This window comes from Mycobacterium sp. NGS16 (genome assembly GCF_059813225.1).
Window position 1 is genome coordinate 1 of record NZ_JCALEE010000013.1, and the last position, 18,795, is coordinate 18,795.

Here is an 18,795-nt window from a genome sequence, read left to right on the forward strand (position 1 = left end):
ACAAATCCTCGAAATCAGCAGCGGCCACCGGCGCCACCCCAAACGCCAAAAACGCCCCCACCACCGAAGACGCACCCACGATCCGCCGGCCCCGCCGACCAGACCCGCCCGAGCTAGAACTCCCGCCACCCGCAACGCCGCGCCGAACCACCACCACTGCCCCCGTTCCCCATCAGGCCACCTGGCGCCATGAAGCTTGGTTAACATGCGCCTTAGGAACAGCACGGTACTTACGCAGGCGTCAATTGTCTACGCAGAGTTTGCAATGGGGCATGTTTTCATACTTTTAGTATGGTTCTTCTCTTGTGGGTTCGGCTAGAGTCGCCAAACATGTACGGAAGTCTCTAGTCATCGCAGGAAGGTCGGCTCGATGTCTCGTCGTCTCGAAACCGCAGGAAGGCGGCGCCTACGAGGGCGCGGCATCGAACTGAGGACAGCTCCTGCCGCCCTCGGGATCCTCACAGCAGTAGGCCTCACCGCGCTGACGTCGGCCCCCGCAGTGCATGCCGACTTCGACGATCTGTTGGCCGACCTGTTCGACCCGAGCTCCTGGGGCAACCTGGCCGATGACTTCAACAGCCTGTTCACCGCACCCGGCTGGGACCTGTCCGGCGATGCGCTGGCCGGGTCGGCCGCCGGCGGTGCCGTGTTCGACTTCTACACACCGTTACACGCGGCGTTGCAGGACTGGCTCGACTCGCCGCTCGGTGAGCAGCTCACCGCGCCGATCAACCAGCTCTTCGCACCGCTCTACCCGGACGCGTGCGGGGTGATCTGCAACGGCGCCGACGGGACCGAGACCGACCCCGACGGCGGCAACGGCGGCGTGTGGTTCGGCGATGGCGGCGATGGCTGGACCTCCACCGTTGCCGGCATGGCCGGCGGCAACGGCGGGCACGCCGGCCTGTTCGGCAATGGCGGCGACGGCGGCAACGGCGCGGCCGGTATCGACGGTGGCGCCGGCGGCAACGGCGGCAACGGGGGTGCCGGCGGGACGATGTTCGGCAACGGCGGTCACGGCGGCGACGGCGGCCACGGCGCCGCAACCGCATCGGGCACCGCCGGCGCCGGTGGTCACGGCGGGATCGGCGGGGACGGCGGTCAGCAGTTCGGCGCCGGCGGGGCAGGCGGACACGGCGGCACCGGCGGTACGGCCACCGGGCCCGGGAGCACCGGCGGCGCGGGCGGCAACGGCGGTAACGGCGGCCGGGTCGGCGGCAGCGGCGACCCCGCCGGCGGCGGCCACGGCGGCGCCGGGGGTGACGGCGGCGCGGCGACCGGGGCCGGAAGCACCGGTGGAGCCGGTGGTGACGGAGGCAACGGCGGCGGCGGAACGCCCATCGTCCTGGGCATCCTGGGCGGCAACGGTGGCGACGGCGGCGCCGGCGGTGTTGGCGGCGCGGCCAGCGGCGTCGGCGGCGTTGGGGGGACCGGCGGCCACGGCGGCAACGGCGGCAACGGCGTGGGCTTCGGCGGTGACGGCGGCAACGGCGGCAACGGCGGCAACGGCGGCGCCGGCAGCGACGGGGCGACCGGCGGGCTCGGCGGCCCGGCCGGCAAGGCCGGACCAGGCACCGTTCACGGCAGTACAGGCAGCCCCGGGAAGCCCGGCGCACCCGGCGACACCGCTTAGTCGGCGGGCTGGATCCCCGGCCCGGCCAATTGCGCCGTCACCAGCTCGGCTACCGCGGCCATTCCGGCGGCATTGGGGTGAAACGGCCAGGGCCGCCACGGCAGCGGCAGGCCCGCGCCCACCGTCCATGGCTGCGCCGACCACGGGTGGTGTTCGCGGCTGGCCTGCCCGGCGCGCACGATCTCACAGCCGGTGGCGGCCGCGGCGGTGGCGGTGTGCCGCTCCAGTTCGTCGGCGATGTGGCGGGCCAGCTCGACGACGTGTCCGGGTAGTCGCCCCGCCCGCGATCCGGCCGGCGGCAACAGGGTCAGATAGTCCACGAACAGCACCCGGGCCCGCGGCGCCCGCTCTCGCACCGCGGTACCGACCGCCCGCAGCGCGGCTTCGACCCGGTCCAGCGCCTGCTGACGCTTGTGGCCGTCGAAGAGGGCACCGATCGGCGGCACGAGGCGGGCAGCCCAGGGCATCAACGTCGCAGCCATCAGCAGCGGCACGTAGCCGACGTCGTTGCCACCGATGGTGATGGTCACCAGGGTTTCCGAGCCGTCGAGCGACTCGACCTGCGGCGGTGCACCGTGCTGGGGTTCGGTCAGCAGGTGGGATGTCGTCGCACCGGAGAACGTGACGTCGACGAGCTCGAGGCCGAGGGCGCGCGCGACCAGGTGGGGATAGTTGCGGGTGGAGCGTCCCGCCACCCATGGCGCACCGGCGACAGCGGGCCGAATTCCGGGACCGGCCGCCATCGAACTCCCCAGGGCCACATAGCGATTCATGATCGGCCGTGAACGTGCACAGTGGTACGGTTCCTCGCGGCGTGTCGCGGGCCGACACGCACGCTCATGGCAGAAGACGCCGCCATCACAGGGCCGGCGACGATGCCTGCGCCCAGAAGCGCTTCGGGATGCGCCCGGCTCGGCGCGCCAGGTAGCCGGCGGTGACGGCCCCGGCCATCGCCGCCGCCATTGCGGGCGGGTCGGCCGCGCGGGTGACTGCGGTGGCCAGCAGTACCGCGTCGCAGCCCAGCTCCATCGCCAGCGCGGCATCGCTGGCGGTGCCGATACCGGCGTCGAGCACCACCGGCACCCCGGCTGCCTCCACGATCATCTCGATGCTGTGCGGGTTGGCGATACCCAGGCCGGTGCCGATCGGTGAACCCAGCGGCATCACGGCCGCGCACCCGACGTCCTCGAGCCGGCGAGCCAACACCGGGTCGTCATTGGTGTACGGCAGCACCACGAACCCGTCGTCGACCAATTGCTCTGCCGCGCGGACTAATTCGACGGCGTCGGGCAGCAGGGTGCGCTCGTCGCCGATCACCTCCAGCTTGACCCACTCGGTACCCAACGCCTCCCGCGCCAACTGCGCGGTCAGCACCGCCTCGGCGGCGCTGCGGCAACCGGCGGTGTTGGGCAGCGGGGCGATGCCCAGCCGGCTCAGCAGATCGAGCATGCCGGTCCCGCCCTCGGCGTCGACCCGGCGCATCGCGACCGTGGTCAGCTCGGTGCCGGAGGCCACCAGCGCCTCTTCGAGCACCGCCAGGCTATGCGCCCCACCGGTCCCCATGATGAGCCGGGAGCTGAACTCCCGCCCGGCGATGGTCAGCTTCGCGTCGTCAACCACCTTGCACCGCCGTCACCACCTCGAGCCGGGCACCATCGGAAAGCGTAGTGGCCCAACGTGATCTCGGTAGTACCGCCTGGTCGACCGCCACCGCGATACCGCGGTCCGGGTAACCCATCGATGCCAGCAGCGCCGCAACCGTTGTCGCTTCGGCCACCTCGACCTGCTTCTCGTTGACGTTGATGATCATGCGCCGCTCCTCCTCATCGCTCCGTCCCCAGCAAACGGGGAGTGCCCCCACTGCATCGTCACGCCGCGGCTGATCATTACTGCACTCCAACCGGAAGTAGTTCGGACACAACCTGTTCGGCGGTCCATGGGGCCAGCAGGAAACCGTTGCGGCCGTGGCCGGCGGCGACGTATGTCCGTTCGTCGAGCCGGTGCACCAACGGGAGATTGTCCGGGGTCATCGGTCGCAGCCCCGCACTGCACTCGGCCAGCTCGTACTCCCCCAGCGCCGGTACCACGGTGCAGGCGTCATCGAGCAGGTCGCGGACGCCGGAGACCACCGGGGTGGTGTCGCGGCCGTGCTCGTACTGGGTGGCCCCCACCACCACTCCGTCGGGGCGCGGCACCAGGTAGACCGCCCGGCCGTGCACGCGGGCCCGGATCACCCGCTGCGGTACCGGCAGGCAGCCCTTGCGCCAGCGCAACCGCAGCACCTCCCCCTTGACCGGCCGGATAGGAAGGCCGGGCCAGAGCGCCGGAGCGTCCATGCCGTTGGCGAGCACCACCGCATCGGCGGCCACCGCGGCCAGTTCGTGCACGGGTCCCGCCCACGCCACCCCGAGTTCCTCGCAGGCGGTTACCAGGGCGCACAGCACCGCGCGGTTGTCCACCGCCAGCTCAGTTGGGGCGCGGAAGCCGTGCCGGATGCCGGCGGCCAACAGCGGTTCGACCTCGCGGGCCGCTGATTCCCAGATCACCGGGTGGCCCTGGCCGGACAGCCAGTCGGCGACCGTGCGCAGGTCGGCGACGTCAGCCCGGTCGGCGGCCACCACCAGCGATTCGCGCGCGGTGACGACGGCGGCCGGCAGCTGGCCAAGGAACTCGTGCCACAACTCCAGGGAGCGCAGGCCCAGCCGTAGCTGCCGGTCCTCACCCGGCCAGCCCTCGCTGTGCGGGGCCAACATTCCGCCGGCCACCCAGGAGGCACCGTGGTCGCCGGTGCGGTGGACCCGCACCGTCCATCCGGCCCGGGCGGCCCGCATGGCCACCGACAGACCGATCACACCGCCGCCGATCACGGCCAGCGAACCGAGCGAGGGTCCAGGCATGTGCTGCTCCCTTCGACCTCGGTGTCAACTCACCAAGCTAGCCGCTAGCGTCGCGGTGTGCATAAACGCTCCGACCGTCTGTCCCGCCTCGCGCGTGCCCGGCTGTACCTGTGTACCGACGCCCGCCGAGAACGCGGCGACCTGGCCGCGTTCGCCGAGGCCGCACTGGCCGGCGGGGTGGACATCATCCAGCTGCGCGATAAGGGCTCGCCCGGCGAGCAGCGGTTCGGTCCGCTGGAGGCCCGCGACGAATTGGCGGCGCTGGAGGTCCTGGCCGACGCCGCTCGCCGGCATCAGGCGCTGTTGGCGGTCAACGACCGCGCCGACATCGCCCGTGCGGCCGGCGCCGACGTGCTGCACCTGGGCCAGGACGATCTGCCGCTGCCGGTCGCCCGCGACATCGTCGGGCCCGACGTACTGATCGGGCGGTCCACCCACGACCGCGATCAGGTCGAGACGGCGCTGACCGAGCCGGTCGACTACTTCTGCGCGGGCCCGTGCTGGCCCACCCCGACCAAGCCGGGCCGCGAAGCCCCGGGCCTGGCGCTACTGCGGTTCGCCGCGGAGCAGCGCGCCGGCAAACCGTGGTTCGCCATCGGCGGAATCGACGCCGAGCGGCTGCCACAGGTGCTGGCCGCCGGCGCCGAGCGGGTGGTGGTGGTGCGGGCGATCACGGCCGCCGAAGATCCGCGTGCGGCGGCGGCGGCCCTGCGCACGGCGCTGACCGGTAGTTAGCCCGGCAGCTGCAACCCGCGCAGCGCGTCCCAGCTGGCGGCGAAGCCCGGGTGCAGCGGCAGGGCGGACACGTCGAGCTCGGGCACCCAGCGCAGTTCGGTGCTCTCCCGGTTGGGCACCACCGGGAGCAGCTCGTCGGCGTCGGCGACCACGGTGGTGTAGGTCCAGCTGGTCCCGCTGGCCGACGCGGTGACTACCGCCGCGCGCACGACAATGCGGTCGGCGGGCAGGCCGGCCTCCTCCTGCGCCTCGCGGATGGCGGCCTCCTCGGCGGTCTCGTGACTGTCGCGGGCACCGCCGGGCAGCGCCCAAGTGCCGCCCTGATGGCTCCACCAGGCGCGGTGCTGCAGCAGCACGGTGCGGGTGCCGTCGGGCCGGGGCGCCCGCAGCAGCAGGCCCGCCGCGCCGTGCCGGCCCCAGAAGCGGGCGCCGGTGTCGGAAAATGCCCACCCATCGCCGTCACCACGCACGCCTGGAAGCGTATCCGGCGCGCAAGGTCTCGGTTGTGGTGAGATCACGCGACTATTTCGGCAACAACCGCCGCGCAGGTCGACGCGGACGACACCTGCACTCTTAGAATCCCTTTATGATCGTTGGTGACGCGAGTAGGGATGGAGTCTGAACAGACGTGACCGTTGAGTTGGCGCATCCGTCAACCGAGCCGGCGGGGTTACGGTCGCCGACCGAATCGGCCCGACCTCGCTGGTGGTTCTTCACCACCACCCCCGGTCGCATTCTGGCCATCGGCGTCATCCTGGCCGCTCTCGGCGGCATCAGCGCGTTCGCCACCGCCACCACGATCAACAACCGGCAGAACACCCTGACCACCGTGCTCGACCACACCGAGCCGCTGGCGTATGCCGCCGGCCAGCTCTACACCACCTTGTCGGTCGCCGACGCCGCGGCGGCCACCGCCTTCATCGCCCAAGGCGAGCCACGAGCGGTGCGGGAACGCTACGAGCAGGCCATCACCGCCGCCGCAGTGGCGGTGACCCGGGCCTCCGGCGGACTGAATGACGAGCCGCTGCTGGCGCTGCTGGGACGGATCAACGCCGAATTGGCCGTCTACACCGGCCTGATCGAGACCGCCCGGACCAACAACCGATCGGGTGACCCGGTGGGGTCGTCGTACCTGTCGGAAGCCTCCGAGCTGATGCAGCACACGATCCTGCCGGACGCCCAGCGGCTCTACCAGGCCACTTCGGCGACGGTGGACGTTCAGACCACGGCCTCGACCCGGGTGCCGGCCCCGGTGATCCTGGTGGTGGCGACCACCGTCCTGTTCGGTGCATTCGCGCACCGCTGGCTGGCCCGGCACACCCGGCGCCGGATCAACCCCGGGCTGGTCACCGGTGGTTTGGCGATTCTGCTGATGGTGATCTGGGTCGGCACCGTCATGGTGATCTCCACCGCGGGCAGCCGCACCGCCAAGGACACCGCCGCCGAATCGCTGAAGGCGATCACCAACCTGGCGATCACCGCCCAGCAGGCGCGCGCCGACGAGACCCTGTCGCTGATTCGGCGCGGCGACGAGGAGACCCGCAAGCAGACCTTCTACCAGCGCATCGACACCATGCAGGAGCAGCTGCAGGGCTACCTGGAGCGCGGCGACGCCGTCGACAAGGCCGATCTGGCCAACGCCGGGCAGCTGCTGGCCCGGTGGCGGCAGGCCAACGACCGGATGAACTCCTACATCGCCGTCGGCAATTACCGGGCCGCCACCCAGGTGGCCCTCGGCGGCAGCGGGGATGACTCCACACCCGCGTTCGACCAGCTCGACGCCGCCTTGGACAAGGCGCTGCAGCACAGCCGCAATCAATTGCGCAGCGACGTCCTCAACGCCCGGCGGGTGCTGTCGGTGGCGCCCGTCGGTGGTGCGGTGCTCAGCATGGGCGCCGCGATCGCGGTCGCGCTCGGTTTGTGGCCCCGACTGAACGAGTACAAATGATGACCCGCCACCGGCCCCGTCTGCTCGTGGGCGCACTCAGCGCGGTGCTGGTGCTGTCCGGATTGACCGGGTGCAGCCACTCCGAGTTCGTGACGCCCACCGCGGTGCCGACGCTGCCGCCGCCCACACCGGCCGGGATGCAGGAGCTGACACCCGAGGCGCCGCGACCGCCGGACGCGGGCGCCGAGAACTGTGATGCCACTGCCAGCCTGCGCCCGTTCCGCAGCAAGGCCGAGGCCGACGCGGCGGTAGCCCAGATCCGCCAGCGTGGCCGGCTGATCGTCGGGCTGGATATCGGCAGCAACCTGTTCAGCTTCCGCGATCCGATCACCGGCGAGATCACCGGTTTCGACGTCGACATCGCCGGTGAGGTGGCCCGGGACATCTTCGGGACCCCGTCGCAGGTCGAGTACCGGATTCTGGCGTCGGCCGAACGCATTGCGGCGCTGCAGAAGTCCGAAGTCGATATCGTGGTCAAGACCATGAGCATCACCTGCGGTCGACGAAAGCTGGTGAACTTCTCGACGGTGTACCTCGTCGCCAATCAGCGCCTGCTGGTGCCGCGTGACTCCTCGATCCGCCGGGCCGGCGATCTGTCGGGCAAGCGGGTCTGCGTCGCGCAGGGCACCACCTCGCTGCGCCGCATCCGCGACATCTCCCCAGCGCCGATCATCGTCTCGGTGGTGAACTGGGCCGACTGCCTGGTGGCGATGCAACAGCGCCAGGTCGACGCCGTGAGCACCGACGACTCGATCCTGGCCGGGCTGATGGCCCAAGACCCGTATCTGCACATCGTCGGGCCGAGCATGGACGAGGAGCCCTACGGCATCGGGATCAACCTGGACAACACCGGGCTGGTCCGGTTCGTCAACGCCACCTTGGAGCGCATCCGCCGCGACGGCACCTGGAACACCTTGTACCGCAAGTGGTTGACGGTGCTCGGTCCGGCACCGGCGCCGCCTACACCGAGGTATTCGGACTGATGGCCAGCGACGATTCAGACCTCAGCGGCGCGGACGAGCAGCGGGAGTCGCCCGCCGAGTTCGACGACTTCGACGATAATGGCCCGGCCACCCAGCGGGCAGACGTGCTGGCCGAATCGTCGTCGGTGCGACGTCCGATGTCGACCCAGGCGATCTTCCGCCCCCGCGAAGGTTCGAGTTCCGCGGCATTAGGCCACGACGAAACCCACGACGTCTCGGTGGTGCGCACCGTCGCGCCGCGGCGGCGTCTGGGCGGCGGGCTGGTGGAGATCCCCCGGGTTCCCGAGATCAACCCCCTCGAGGCGCTGATGGCCGATCCGGTCGTCGCCGAGAACAAGCGCTTCTGCTGGAACTGCGGCCGGCCGGTGGGCCGTTCCACCGGGGATGCCAAGGGCGCCTCAGAAGGCTGGTGCCCGCACTGCGGCAGCCCGTATTCCTTCCTGCCGCAACTCAAACCCGGCGACATGGTGGCCGGCCAGTACGAGATCAAAGGCTGTGTGGCACATGGTGGCCTGGGCTGGGTCTACCTGGCGGTCGACCACAACGTCAACGAGCGCCCGGTGGTGCTCAAAGGCCTGGTGCATTCCGGTGACGCCGAGGCGCAGGCGATCGCGATGGCCGAGCGCCAGTTCCTCGCCGAGGTGACGCATCCGTCGATCGTGAAGATCTTCAACTTCGTCCAGCATCCGGATTCGCACGGGGATCCGGTCGGCTACATCGTGATGGAGTATGTCGGCGGGCAGTCGCTCAAGCAGCGCCGCGGCACACGGCTGCCGGTGGCCCAGGCCATCGCCTACATGCTCGAGATCCTGCCGGCGCTGGGATACCTGCACTCCCTCGGCTTGGTCTACAACGACTTGAAGCCGGAGAACATCGTGCTGACCGAGGAGCAGCTGAAGCTGATCGACCTCGGCGCGGTGTCGCGCATCAACTCGTTCGGCTACCTCTACGGCACCCCCGGCTACCAGGCACCGGACATCGTGCGGACCGGACCGACCGTGGCCACCGACATCTACACGGTGGGCCGCACCCTGGCGGCGTTGACGCTGAAGCTGCGCACCCGCGAGGGCCGCTACGTCGACGGCCTGCCCGATGACGACCCGGTGCTCAAGAAGTACGACTCCTACCGCCGGCTGCTGCGCCGGGCCATCGACCCGGACCCGCGCCGCCGGTTCACCTCCGCCGAGGAGATGTCCGCGCAGCTGATGGCCGTGCTGCGCGAAGTGGTCGCCCAGGACACCGGGACCCCACGGCCTGGGCTGTCGACGGTGTTCACCCGGTCGCGGTCCACGTTCGGCGAGCACCTGCTGGTCGCCCACACCGACGTCTACCTAGACGGGCATGTGCACTCCCAGAACCTGACGGCGCGTGAGATCGTCACCGCCTTGCAGGTGCCGCTGATCGACCCGGGCGATGTCGCTGCTCCGCTATTGACGTCGATGGAGCTGAGCGAACCGGTGCAGACGTTGGATTCACTGCGCGCCGTGCGCAACAGCTCACTGGAGTCCGAGGGCATCGACTTATCGGAGTCCATCGGATTGCCGTTGATGGAGGTGCGCGCCCTGCTGGATCTCGGCAACGTCAGCAAGGCGATGAGCAAGCTCGACGAGCTGGCCGAGCAGGTGGGGTGGCGCTGGCGACTGGTCTGGTTCCGGGGCGTGGCCGAGCTGCTCACCGGCGACTACGAAGCGGCGCGTAAGGATTTCACCGAGGTGCTCGACATGTTCCCGGGTGAGCTGGCGCCGAAGATGGCGCTGGCCGCCACCGCTGAGCTGGCCGGCACCGAAGACGAACGCGCGTTCTACGAGACGGTGTGGCGCACCGATGACAGCGTGATCTCGGCGGCTTTCGGCTTGGCGCGGGCTCTTTCGGTGGAGGGAGACCGCACCGCAGCGGTGCGAACTCTTGACGAAGTTCCTGCCACCTCAAGGCATTTCACCACCGCTCGCCTGACCAGCGCGGTGACGCTGCTGTCCGGACGGTCGACGCACGAGATCACCGAGGCCCAGATCCGCGACGCCGCCCGCCGGGTGGAGGCGCTGCCGGACACCGAACCGCGGGTGCTGCAGATCCGGGCGCTGGTGTTGGGCGCGGCGATGGACTGGCTGGCCGAGCACGAGGCCAGCACCAACCACATCCTCGGGTTCCCGTTCACCGACCACGGGCTGCGACTGGGCGTGGAGATGGCGTTGCGGGCGCTGGCCCGGCTCGCGCCGACTCAGGCGCACCGCTACGCGCTGGTCGACATGGCCAATGCGGTGCGGCCGATGAGCACCTTCTGAAAGTTGCTGCGATGGAAAGCCTTCACGCGATGCGACAGGCGCTGCAGAAGCAGCGCCGTACGTTCGGCCGTGATCTGGGGCATCGGCGCACCGGGGTGGCGGCCTGTGCGATCCTGGACCGGCTGATCGACCGGGTGACAGTGTTCACCGACCGGTTCCCAGCAGGGACGGCGATGACGTTGAGCTTCAGCGAGAACGATATGGATGAAGGACCTGGCGCTGCTGAGGCTGTGTGCCGACGTGATGAAGAAGCTGGCCGATCTGCTCACCGAGGGCGAAGAGAGCATCTACGAGCGGCGTCAGCCGGTGATCGCGTTCATGAGGCGGGTCGAGTCCGAGGGCTACGTCGTGGACACTGAGACCGGCACCACCGTCGCCGACGGCCGGGACTGGTCGATGCTCGATGCGATGGATGCGGACGCACGGGTTGTGCTGGCCGCCGAGCAGATTACCCGCGCCGAACAGGCCGGCATCTACCAGCAGCGCCTGCAGCGCATGCACGGCGCGGTCGACCGCATCGAGGCCGGCTACGCCGACCGTATCCGTGGGTTGGGCTTGGCGGTGTCCTGAGGGGCGTCGGTGATCCGGTGGTCGGCGGGGCGCACGTCAGGTCGGCCGTGAATTCACACAGTCGAAAATCCCACTTACGCTCTTTCCATGACCTCCCCCGCGCCCCTGCAGGTCACCCCGGCCGGCTTGCGCGAGTTGGCGCAGCGCTGCGAGGACCTGGCGGCTCAGGTCGCGCCCATCCTGCCGGCGGTGTCCGCACCGGGCTGGCAGGCCAGCGCGGCGGCGGTCAGTACCGCCAACGCCGGTGGGGGTAAGGCCGCCGCCGCGATGCGGGCGCGGATGATGTCGAGCGCGAGCGCGCTCTACACGGCCGCCCACGATTACGAGGCGATGGATCACGACAGCGCAACCGCCCTGGCCGGAGTCCCTCCGGGCGGAGCCGGCTTCACCCCACTTGTCCCGCGCGGCTCCGGCGCCGACGGTGGCGCAGCCAGCGGGATCGGGACACCGAGGTAGCCGACGATGGCCCTTCCGACGCTGAGAGAGATCGAAAACGCAAACTGGGACTACCTCAAAACCAGCGCCGCCGCCTGGAGAAGCCTCGCCCACTCCTGGGAAGCCGCGTTCACCCAGATCCGCGATGCCGCAGCGCGTCCCGGCGGCACCCCGTGGACCGGCGCCGGCGCCGAAGCGTTCCGGCACCGCACCGGCGTCGATGTGGTGACGGTGCACAGCCCCGCCGACATCCTGGTCAACGCCGCCGATATCGCCGAGCGCGGCTACGACGCACAAGTGGCAAACAAGGGACTGGTGCTATCAGCCGTGGACGCCGCTGAGCGCGATGACTTCCGGGTGGGCGACGACTACTCCGTCGCCGACACCTGGACGTATTACACGTCCGCCGCGGAGCAGGAGGCCCGCGAGCAGGCCGCCCAGGCTCCCGCCAGCTTCATCAAATCTCGAGCCGTCAACCTGGTCGTCCACGAAGCGGAGATCGGCCGCAACATCGCCACCGCCACCGCGGGACTACACGGCTTCAGCTTCCCCGCCGAGGGGGCCGACGGCGGCGCGGGCGCTGCTGATGGGCGGCCCCACGCGGTGCCGCTGGATGACCGCTGGAAGTCCGGCTCCGACCGTGCTGCCAACCAACGGGAAGCGTTCAACAAGGTCTACGGACGCGACCCGGTCAGCGACAACGATTGGCGCATGGCGGCAGCCCTGGACCCGCACAGCTACGACCCGAAGTACCACGGGGTCCCGCCTGAGATTGTGGCGGGCAGGATCACACCGCAACCGGGCAAGGGGGTTGTTCGGTCGAATATGTTCATCCCGACTGACCAGGTGCAAAACGTCGCGAAAGACCCCACCGATGTAGCACAGGGCAGGTATTTCCCTATGAATTTGGGCGACAACAGGGGTCCGAGTGCCACGGCGGACCCTGAAGACTCGCGCGTATCGGTATTCGTTGACTACGATCACGGCACAGTCGTGGTTCGCCAAAATCCGACTGTCAACGCTGACGGACAACGCGGTGGCGCAGCAGCGGCGGTACCAAGCGTCCACGTCGCTCAAGCGGCCGACGGGCGTCTAACTATCGATTACGACGCGCACGATGCATACGAGAATCTGGTCGGCACAGCTATGGGGATATCGGTTAACGGACGAATCACCTTTGAACCACATCCGGACGGCACAGTTGGACTCGGCGGCAACACGACGATATATCCAAGCATGGAGACCTACCAATATCACAACGGTGCTGCTCCCGCAGAGCTGCAGTGGACGCCGGCCAACTCGGGAAGTAAGTACGGTCCAGGCACTAGCCTTTCTCGTCATCATTGGATTGGCGACGCTACGATCCCGGCCGTACGCCCCGACATGCCAGACTGGAAGTGGGAGCTCGAAAACGCATTACCGTTCGCCCACGACCCCTTCATAAGCCACACGACACAATTGACCGACCCATTTAAGGGCGGTATCCCCACCGTAGGAATAGGACGATGACCCGACTTCAGTTCGTTAAGCCGTCTCCGTGGCGATCCTTTTGGTGCCTCGTTTTGGCAACGTTCGTCGTTTACGTGATGTGGATCGTCGTAATTTTTGCGCTAGCCGCGATTACGGACGATAGCCCGCTATCTTCATCAAATGATCATGACGCATTTCTGGCCTGGGACGCATTTTTTGCTGCGCCGATATACGCGCTAATGTTCTGGTTTATCAGCGTCCCCCTGGTAGTAGTTCTCGGAGGGTTCTTCTCCTTCTTTCGTCGCCGCGAGAGCAACGAAAAGACGCCTTCGTGAGGATGGCCTATCGCATCGCTAGACCATCGCTGGGGCGGGTGGTTCTTTCGGTCGCTGCTGTCTACGCCGTAGCCAGTGCGGCATCAGGCACCGCACTATTGTGCTCGGCGCTCACCGACGAGTACCAGTACTCGGGGGGCGAATACATCCGGGTCTACCTCTGGTCCCTCTTGCTATGGGGTCAGGCGTACTTGCTGATCCCATGGTTTATCACGATTCCCGTCGGGGTCGCGCTCGGGATGCTCATCGCAAGCGTCCGCCGCGGCGAGACCGGCGCGAGCGCCGAACAGACTTCTACCGGGCAATGACGCGCCTTCACTTCGCGAAACCATCGCTGCGGCGGGCGATCTGGTCGATGGTCGCAGTTGCGGTCGCTTGCGTTGTAGTCGTGAGCAGCGCCTACGTTGTCGGCGCCATCGTCACCGGCCGTAATGACTCAGACCCAACTACGCCCGGCGAATACGTCCAGCTTGCGGTGATGTTCCTGACGTTCTGGAGCCCAATACTCCTGCTCACGTTTTGGTATCTCACCCTCCCCCTCATCATCACCATCGGCTTGCTGATCGCAAGCGTCCGCCGCAGTAAGACGGGCGAGAGCGCCGAACGCGGCCCTACGCGACGATGACCCGTCTTCAGCTCGTCAAGCCGTCGTTTCGGCGCCTCCTGTGGTCCACCGCAGCGGCTGCGCTCGCAGCTTGGTTCATAGCGGGCAGTGCGTTGTTTGTCGGTGCCCTCCTCGTATCCAGCGACGATCCAATCCCCACCCAGACAGGCGATTACATCCGGCTGTACTTCGTTGCGATCGTGATGTGGGGACCCGCACTGCTGCTCCTCGTTTGGTTCAGCGTGCCCGTGATCGTCGCCCTCGGCGCACTCATCGCCAGCATGCGCCGCGAGACCGGCGCATGTGGCGAACAGCCGCCTTGGGGACGATGAGCTGTCGTCCGACCAGCGTCTGGCACTGCACTATTGGTCTCGGCGCTCACCGACGAGTACCGGTACTCGGTGGGCGAATACGTCTGGGCGCCCGTCGAGTGTGCGGTTTGGTACGCCGGTCTCGGCGTGTCGCGTACGAATCCGCACACTCGGCGATCGAGAGCGCTCGGCGATCAGCCCAGCCGGCGCAGCCGCGGCTCCAGGTCGGTCTTGAACAGCTCAAGGAAGCGCCGCTGGTCGTGGCCGGGGGCGTGGAACACCAGGTGGTTCAGCCCCCACGTCACGTACTGGCCGACCTTTTCCACCGCCTCGTCGGGATCTGAGGCGACGATCCAGCGCTTGGCGATCTGCTCGATCGGCAGCGCGTCGGCCGCCTTCTCCATCTCGATCGGGTCATCGATGGAGTGCTTCTGCTCGGCGCTCAGCGACAGCGGCGCCCAGAACCGGGTGTTGTTCAGCGCCAGCTCGGGGTCCGGGTCGTAGGAGATCTTGATCTCGATCATCTTGTCGATGCCGTCGGCGTCCCGCTCGGCGGCCTTGGCGCCTTCCAATACGGCCGGCATCAGCTTCTCGGTGTAGAGCTCTTCACCCTTGCCGGAGGTGCAGATGAAGCCGTCGCCGGCCCGCCCGGCGTACTTGGCCACCGCCGGTCCGCCGGCCGCGATGTAGACCGGCACGCCGCCGTCGGGCACGTCGTAGATCGAGGCACCCTTGAGCTGGTAGTAGTCGCCGTCGAAATCCACCCGATCGCCGCGCCACAACTCGCGCATCAGCCGCACCGACTCGCGCAGCCGGGCGAACCGCTCCTTGAACTCGGGCCACTGGCCGGTGAAACCGGTGGCGATCTCGTTGAGCGCTTCGCCGGTGCCCACCCCCAGGAAGACCCGCTGCGGATACAGGCAGCTCATGGTGGCGAACGCCTGCGCGACGACGGCCGGATTATACCGGAACGTCGGTGTCAGCACCGAGGTGCCTAACTGGATCTTCTTCGTGCGCTCCCCGACCGCGGTCATCCAGGCCAGCGAAAACGGGGCGTGCCCGCCATCGTGGCGCCAGGGCTGGAAGTGATCGCTGACGGTGGCGCTGTCCATGCCGTGTGCCTCCGCGGCGACACCGAGCTCCACCAGTTCTCGCGGCCCGAACTGCTCCGCCGACGCCTTGTATCCGAGTTTGAGTTCCGCCATTCCACCTTTTCTACTCTCCCGCGCTCTTCCTAGACTCACGGGCATGGGTGACAGGGTGGTCGAGGTCGTTCCGGTGACCGATCGGGTCCACCTGGCCCGAGGTGAAGCGGTCAACTGGTTGCTGGTCACCGATGACACCGGGGTGCTGCTGATCGACGCCGGCTACCCCGGCGATCGCACCGACGTGCTGGCGTCGCTGGGCGCCCTGGGATACCACGCCGGCGATGTGCGCGCGGTCCTGCTCACCCACGCTCACGTCGACCATTTCGGTGCGGCGATCTGGCTCGCCAAAACCTATGGCACCCCGGTCTACTGCCATGCCGACGAGGTGGGACACGCCAAACGCGAGTATCTGGAGCAGGCCTCGCCGCTGGCGGTGGCTCCGCACCTGTGGCGGCCGGGTTGGGCCCGCTGGAGCGTGCACGTCCTGCGCAACGGCGGCCTGAACCGTGAGGGCATCCCGACAGCCCAGCCGCTGAACGGGGATATCGCCGCCGGTCTGCCCGGCCAGCCGGTGGCAATCCCCACGCCGGGCCACACCCGCGGCCACTGCTCGTATCTGGTTGACGGCGTCCTGGCCAGCGGCGACGCCCTGATCACCGGCCATCCGGTGCTGGCGCGCACCGGACCGCAGCTGCTGCCGGCACTGTTCAGCCACAGCCAGGACGATTGCATCCGCAGCCTGGCTGCGCTGTCGCTACTGGAGACCGAGGTGCTCGCACCGGGCCACGGTGACGTCTGGCGCGGCCCGATCCGGGAGGCCGCGGAGGCGGCGATCAACCGTGCGGGCAAACCTTAAGGTCACGATCCGTTAAGCGCTGATCTCGGAGTTTAAGAGCGGCCTTACCGAGGGCGCCCGCATTTGCGGAAGTACTGCCGAGTAAACACCGGCAGGTGCTGAAACGGTTGCGGCAGAGCGCATTCGGCTGTGCGCCAGGACACACTGCGCCCACCGCGGTCGCGCGTACCTTGGGCCCCGGACGGGAATTGCATTCACCAACCCGGAAGGAAACTCCATGTCGAAACCCCTCGGCGTCAGCATGATTCAGCGGTTCAGTCTCGGCGCCGGGCTGCTGGGTGCTACTGCTGCGGCCCTGATCGCCGCTCCGACGGCATCGGCGGCACCGGACTGCAGTCAGGCGTCCGTGACCAGCACCGTCGACTCGGTCACCGGGTCGGCCCGCCAGTACCTGAGCACTCATCCCGGCGCAAATGCGGTGGTGAACCAGGCCATCACCTCACCGCGCCCGCAGGCCGCAGCAGAGGTGCGCAGCTATTTCACCGCTCACCCGCAGGAGTACTACGAGTTGCGCGGCATTCTGGCACCGATCGGTGAGAAGCAACGGCAGTGCCAGACGGCGGTGCTTCCACCCGAATTGGCTTCCGCCTACTCGGAATTCATGGCGGGGTAACGCCGACCCGCCATCGGATCGACTCTGATCCGGGCCCCCGATGACAGCTCCTACTGCCCGCACTGATCTCTTCGCCCACTGCTGCGGGCAGTAGGAGTGGGGTCGTGGTCGATCGCCAGCCGATAGCCGCGCTTGACGACGGTCGACACGATGTTTTTGTCGCCCAGCGCTGTTCGTAGTCGCCATACCGCGGTCTCCACCGCGTGTGCAGTTCCGCCGTCGCCGGTAAGCGCACGCGACAGGGTGCTGTGTGAAACGACCGCTCCGGGGACTCGCGCCAAGGCATGCAGCGTCGTCATCTCGCCGGAGGTCAGCGGACGAACCGTCCCGTCGACCAGTACACGGCCGCGCCGGATTTCGATCCGGTGTCCGGCGGCCCAAACGACGCAGGCGTCCCCCGTCGGGCCGGTCACGACTTGGCGCTCTGCAGTTGCGCAGGGCAATAGGCGTTTGCGGCGATCGCCGCGAACTGAGCCGCGCCATCCAACGTCAGCGCGGTGTTGTCGCTCTGCAGTTCACTGACGACCTGCAATCCGGATTCTCCGTTGTTGATCAGCCCACAGACCGCCCGGGCGGCGGCAATCGCCTGCCCTTCGCTGGCGAACGTGATACCCGACTGCCGAAGGGACGCAATGAAAGCCTGGTCGCTGTTGGCACCGTCGGGACCTGCGTGAGCGGGACCGGCGGCGGCGATCGCGAAGGCCAGCCCCGCTGCTACGAAGATCTTGTTCACCGTCAACACCAGCATCCGCCACTCACACCCGCGCCAGCACGTGAGCCACTTCGATGTAGAGCGGTATGCCGATCGTCACGTTGTAGGAGAAGGTGAGGCCCAGCGAGGCGGCCAAGGGCAGACTCGGGCTGGCTTCGGGAATGGCCAACCGCTGGATCGCCGGAACGGCGATATACGATGCCGCGCCGCAGAGCACCGCGAAGAGCACGTAGGACCCGGTCGCCAAATGGACGCCGGTGACCTGAGAGTACACGTGGGCCACCGCGATACCGATCGTCGCGAAAAAGTTCGGCGCGAGCACCCCGAACACGATGAATCCTCGCCCCGCCGCCTTGAGATCCTTCAGCTTCCGCGAGGCGGTCATCCCCATCTCCAGCAGGAACAGGCACAGAGCCCCCTGGAAGGCCGTCAGGAAGACCGGGTCGTCGACAGCGGTGACCTTCTGGCCCTGCAGCCCGCTGATGAAGCCGATCACAATGCCACCCATGAGCAGGCACAGTCCCGGGTTGAGAAGCACCTCGCGAAGCATCGTGCCGGAAAGGAACGACGCCTGCGCGGCGGGCGTTGCCGGCTTGGCGGCGTCAGCCCCCAGGTACTCCGGGAGGTCCTCGAGCGCAACGGAATAGACGGTGTCGTCACCGCTGCGTTGCGCGGTGTGCGCCACGGCCCTGGCCGACCCGGTGTAGCCGGTCTCACCCGGAAGCAGACCGGTAGAGTCCATGCCCCGGCGCCGCAGCCGGGCCACCAGCAGCAGCGCGACCAGGCAGCCGGGAATCTCCATGATTGCCAACATAACCGGCATGAACGAGTCGAAAGCAATGCCGGCGGTGGCCAGTACGCCTACGCAGGTGGCAAACGTTCCCGCCGAGTCCGAGCCGTAATAGCCGGCGACCGTCGCCCGGTCTACTTCTCGCAACTTCGTGGTGTGCTTCAAGATGAAGTACGCCAGTGCACCGATGACGAAGTTCACGGCGAACCCGGTCGCCATGAAGCCGACAATCCCTGCGATACTGGCCATGTCGATGCCGGCCAGCTCTTCGCCGCCATGCCAGCCTATGGCCAACAGCAGGTACATGGTGAGGCCGTGATAGATGGCGGTCGGAAATTCGAACGGCACCTTCAAGATCGGCAGGGCAAAGCCAAGATAGAAGAACAGCAGTAATGGCTTGAACAGGTTGTGGGTGAAGTTCTGCCAGAACTCCCAAAGCATGTGCATTGCTCTCTCCGATTCGGGTGCAAGAC

General features: G+C 68.1%; 21 protein-coding genes and 1 pseudogene. 13 read left to right on the forward strand and 9 right to left on the reverse strand.

All coding sequences use genetic code 11. The features are described from left to right. Positions 1 to 499: 499 nt before the first annotated feature. Positions 500 to 1,633: a PGRS repeat-containing protein gene (locus AC5Y4Q_RS20415; protein WP_499960117.1), complete on the forward strand. Its 1,134-nt coding sequence runs from the start codon at positions 500 to 502 to the stop codon at positions 1,631 to 1,633. On the opposite strand, the gene AC5Y4Q_RS20420 is transcribed toward AC5Y4Q_RS20415, so the two are convergent. The 4 genes from AC5Y4Q_RS20420 to thiO all read right to left on the reverse strand — a co-directional run bounded on the left by AC5Y4Q_RS20420 (position 1,630) and on the right by thiO (position 4,530). Continuing rightward, entirely contained in the window at positions 1,630 to 2,406 is a 777-nt protein-coding gene (locus AC5Y4Q_RS20420) for an SGNH/GDSL hydrolase family protein (RefSeq protein ID WP_065019062.1), read from the reverse strand. The two genes, AC5Y4Q_RS20415 and AC5Y4Q_RS20420, sit on opposite strands and share 4 nt — an antisense overlap. 85 nt (positions 2,407 to 2,491) lie before the next feature. Continuing rightward, on the reverse strand, positions 2,492 to 3,253 hold the full coding sequence (locus tag AC5Y4Q_RS20425; RefSeq protein ID WP_082952798.1) for a thiazole synthase: 762 nt from the start codon (positions 3,251 to 3,253) through the stop codon (positions 2,492 to 2,494). After that, positions 3,246 to 3,443, reverse strand: coding sequence for a sulfur carrier protein ThiS (gene thiS / locus AC5Y4Q_RS20430; protein ID WP_013827329.1), 198 nt, complete (start codon positions 3,441 to 3,443; stop codon positions 3,246 to 3,248). The genes AC5Y4Q_RS20425 and thiS overlap by 8 nt, the downstream gene beginning before the upstream one ends. Before the next feature lie 76 nt (positions 3,444 to 3,519). Further along, positions 3,520 to 4,530: a glycine oxidase ThiO gene (gene thiO / locus AC5Y4Q_RS20435; RefSeq protein WP_064924368.1), complete on the reverse strand. Its 1,011-nt coding sequence runs from the start codon at positions 4,528 to 4,530 to the stop codon at positions 3,520 to 3,522. Between the two features lie 78 nt (positions 4,531 to 4,608). On the opposite strand from thiO, the gene thiE reads away from it, so the two are divergent. Continuing rightward, positions 4,609 to 5,265 (forward strand): thiamine phosphate synthase, encoded by a 657-nt coding sequence (gene thiE, locus AC5Y4Q_RS20440; RefSeq protein ID WP_499960126.1) that lies wholly within the window; start codon positions 4,609 to 4,611, stop codon positions 5,263 to 5,265. Here thiE and AC5Y4Q_RS20445 read toward each other — a convergent pair. After that, complete coding sequence (locus AC5Y4Q_RS20445; RefSeq protein WP_064924370.1) at positions 5,262 to 5,735, reverse strand: NUDIX hydrolase; 474 nt, start codon at positions 5,733 to 5,735, stop codon at positions 5,262 to 5,264. The two genes, thiE and AC5Y4Q_RS20445, sit on opposite strands and share 4 nt — an antisense overlap. Before the next feature lie 158 nt (positions 5,736 to 5,893). Here AC5Y4Q_RS20445 and glnX point away from each other — a divergent pair, with 158 nt between their 5' ends. The 9 genes from glnX to AC5Y4Q_RS20490 all read left to right on the forward strand — a co-directional run bounded on the left by glnX (position 5,894) and on the right by AC5Y4Q_RS20490 (position 14,224). Further along, positions 5,894 to 7,213 (forward strand): protein kinase G-activating protein GlnX, encoded by a 1,320-nt coding sequence (gene glnX, locus AC5Y4Q_RS20450; protein ID WP_064924371.1) that lies wholly within the window; start codon positions 5,894 to 5,896, stop codon positions 7,211 to 7,213. Further along, entirely contained in the window at positions 7,213 to 8,196 is a 984-nt protein-coding gene (locus tag AC5Y4Q_RS20455; protein WP_064924372.1) for a glutamate ABC transporter substrate-binding protein, read from the forward strand. The genes glnX and AC5Y4Q_RS20455 overlap by 1 nt, the downstream gene beginning before the upstream one ends. Beyond that, entirely contained in the window at positions 8,196 to 10,478 is a 2,283-nt protein-coding gene (locus AC5Y4Q_RS20460; protein WP_064924420.1) for a serine/threonine-protein kinase PknG, read from the forward strand. The genes AC5Y4Q_RS20455 and AC5Y4Q_RS20460 overlap by 1 nt, the downstream gene beginning before the upstream one ends. Positions 10,479 to 10,682: 204 nt before the next feature. Continuing rightward, positions 10,683 to 11,048, forward strand: a complete 366-nt coding sequence (locus tag AC5Y4Q_RS20465; protein WP_082952799.1) for a hypothetical protein — start codon at positions 10,683 to 10,685, stop codon at positions 11,046 to 11,048. Positions 11,049 to 11,135: 87 nt separating this feature from the next. Beyond that, positions 11,136 to 11,504, forward strand: coding sequence for a type VII secretion target (locus AC5Y4Q_RS20470; RefSeq protein ID WP_064924373.1), 369 nt, complete (start codon positions 11,136 to 11,138; stop codon positions 11,502 to 11,504). A 6-nt stretch (positions 11,505 to 11,510) separates the two neighbouring features. Next, positions 11,511 to 12,992 (forward strand): hypothetical protein, encoded by a 1,482-nt coding sequence (locus tag AC5Y4Q_RS20475; protein ID WP_064924374.1) that lies wholly within the window; start codon positions 11,511 to 11,513, stop codon positions 12,990 to 12,992. 298 nt (positions 12,993 to 13,290) lie between these two features. After that, positions 13,291 to 13,596 carry a hypothetical protein gene (locus AC5Y4Q_RS20480; protein WP_131809633.1) on the forward strand — a complete coding sequence of 102 codons (306 nt, stop codon included), beginning with the start codon at positions 13,291 to 13,293 and terminating at the stop codon, positions 13,594 to 13,596. An 80-nt stretch (positions 13,597 to 13,676) separates the two neighbouring features. Continuing rightward, positions 13,677 to 13,913 carry a hypothetical protein gene (locus tag AC5Y4Q_RS20485; RefSeq protein WP_131809634.1) on the forward strand — a complete coding sequence of 79 codons (237 nt, stop codon included), beginning with the start codon at positions 13,677 to 13,679 and terminating at the stop codon, positions 13,911 to 13,913. Then, positions 13,910 to 14,224 carry a hypothetical protein gene (locus AC5Y4Q_RS20490; RefSeq protein WP_064924377.1) on the forward strand — a complete coding sequence of 105 codons (315 nt, stop codon included), beginning with the start codon at positions 13,910 to 13,912 and terminating at the stop codon, positions 14,222 to 14,224. Before AC5Y4Q_RS20485 ends, AC5Y4Q_RS20490 begins: the two co-directional genes overlap by 4 nt. Before the next feature lie 173 nt (positions 14,225 to 14,397). On the opposite strand, the gene fgd is transcribed toward AC5Y4Q_RS20490, so the two are convergent. Further along, entirely contained in the window at positions 14,398 to 15,408 is a 1,011-nt protein-coding gene (gene fgd, locus AC5Y4Q_RS20495) for a glucose-6-phosphate dehydrogenase (coenzyme-F420) (protein WP_064924378.1), read from the reverse strand. 55 nt (positions 15,409 to 15,463) lie between these two features. Here fgd and AC5Y4Q_RS20500 point away from each other — a divergent pair, with 55 nt between their 5' ends. Both AC5Y4Q_RS20500 and AC5Y4Q_RS20505 read left to right on the forward strand, forming a co-directional pair. Beyond that, positions 15,464 to 16,207 (forward strand): MBL fold metallo-hydrolase, encoded by a 744-nt coding sequence (locus AC5Y4Q_RS20500; protein ID WP_207516073.1) that lies wholly within the window; start codon positions 15,464 to 15,466, stop codon positions 16,205 to 16,207. Between the two features lie 217 nt (positions 16,208 to 16,424). Continuing rightward, on the forward strand, positions 16,425 to 16,820 hold the full coding sequence (locus tag AC5Y4Q_RS20505; RefSeq protein ID WP_064924380.1) for a heme-binding protein: 396 nt from the start codon (positions 16,425 to 16,427) through the stop codon (positions 16,818 to 16,820). 50 nt (positions 16,821 to 16,870) lie between these two features. Here AC5Y4Q_RS20505 and AC5Y4Q_RS20510 read toward each other — a convergent pair. The 3 genes and pseudogenes from AC5Y4Q_RS20510 to AC5Y4Q_RS20520 form a co-directional block, all read right to left on the reverse strand. Further along, positions 16,871 to 17,224, reverse strand: a pseudogene (locus tag AC5Y4Q_RS20510) (winged helix-turn-helix domain-containing protein); the annotation flags it as partial. A 5-nt stretch (positions 17,225 to 17,229) separates the two neighbouring features. Further along, positions 17,230 to 17,568 (reverse strand): DUF732 domain-containing protein, encoded by a 339-nt coding sequence (locus AC5Y4Q_RS20515; RefSeq protein ID WP_064924381.1) that lies wholly within the window; start codon positions 17,566 to 17,568, stop codon positions 17,230 to 17,232. A 7-nt stretch (positions 17,569 to 17,575) separates the two neighbouring features. After that, complete coding sequence (locus tag AC5Y4Q_RS20520) at positions 17,576 to 18,763, reverse strand: sodium-dependent bicarbonate transport family permease (RefSeq protein ID WP_064924421.1); 1,188 nt, start codon at positions 18,761 to 18,763, stop codon at positions 17,576 to 17,578. Between the last annotated feature and the right edge of the window lie 32 nt (positions 18,764 to 18,795).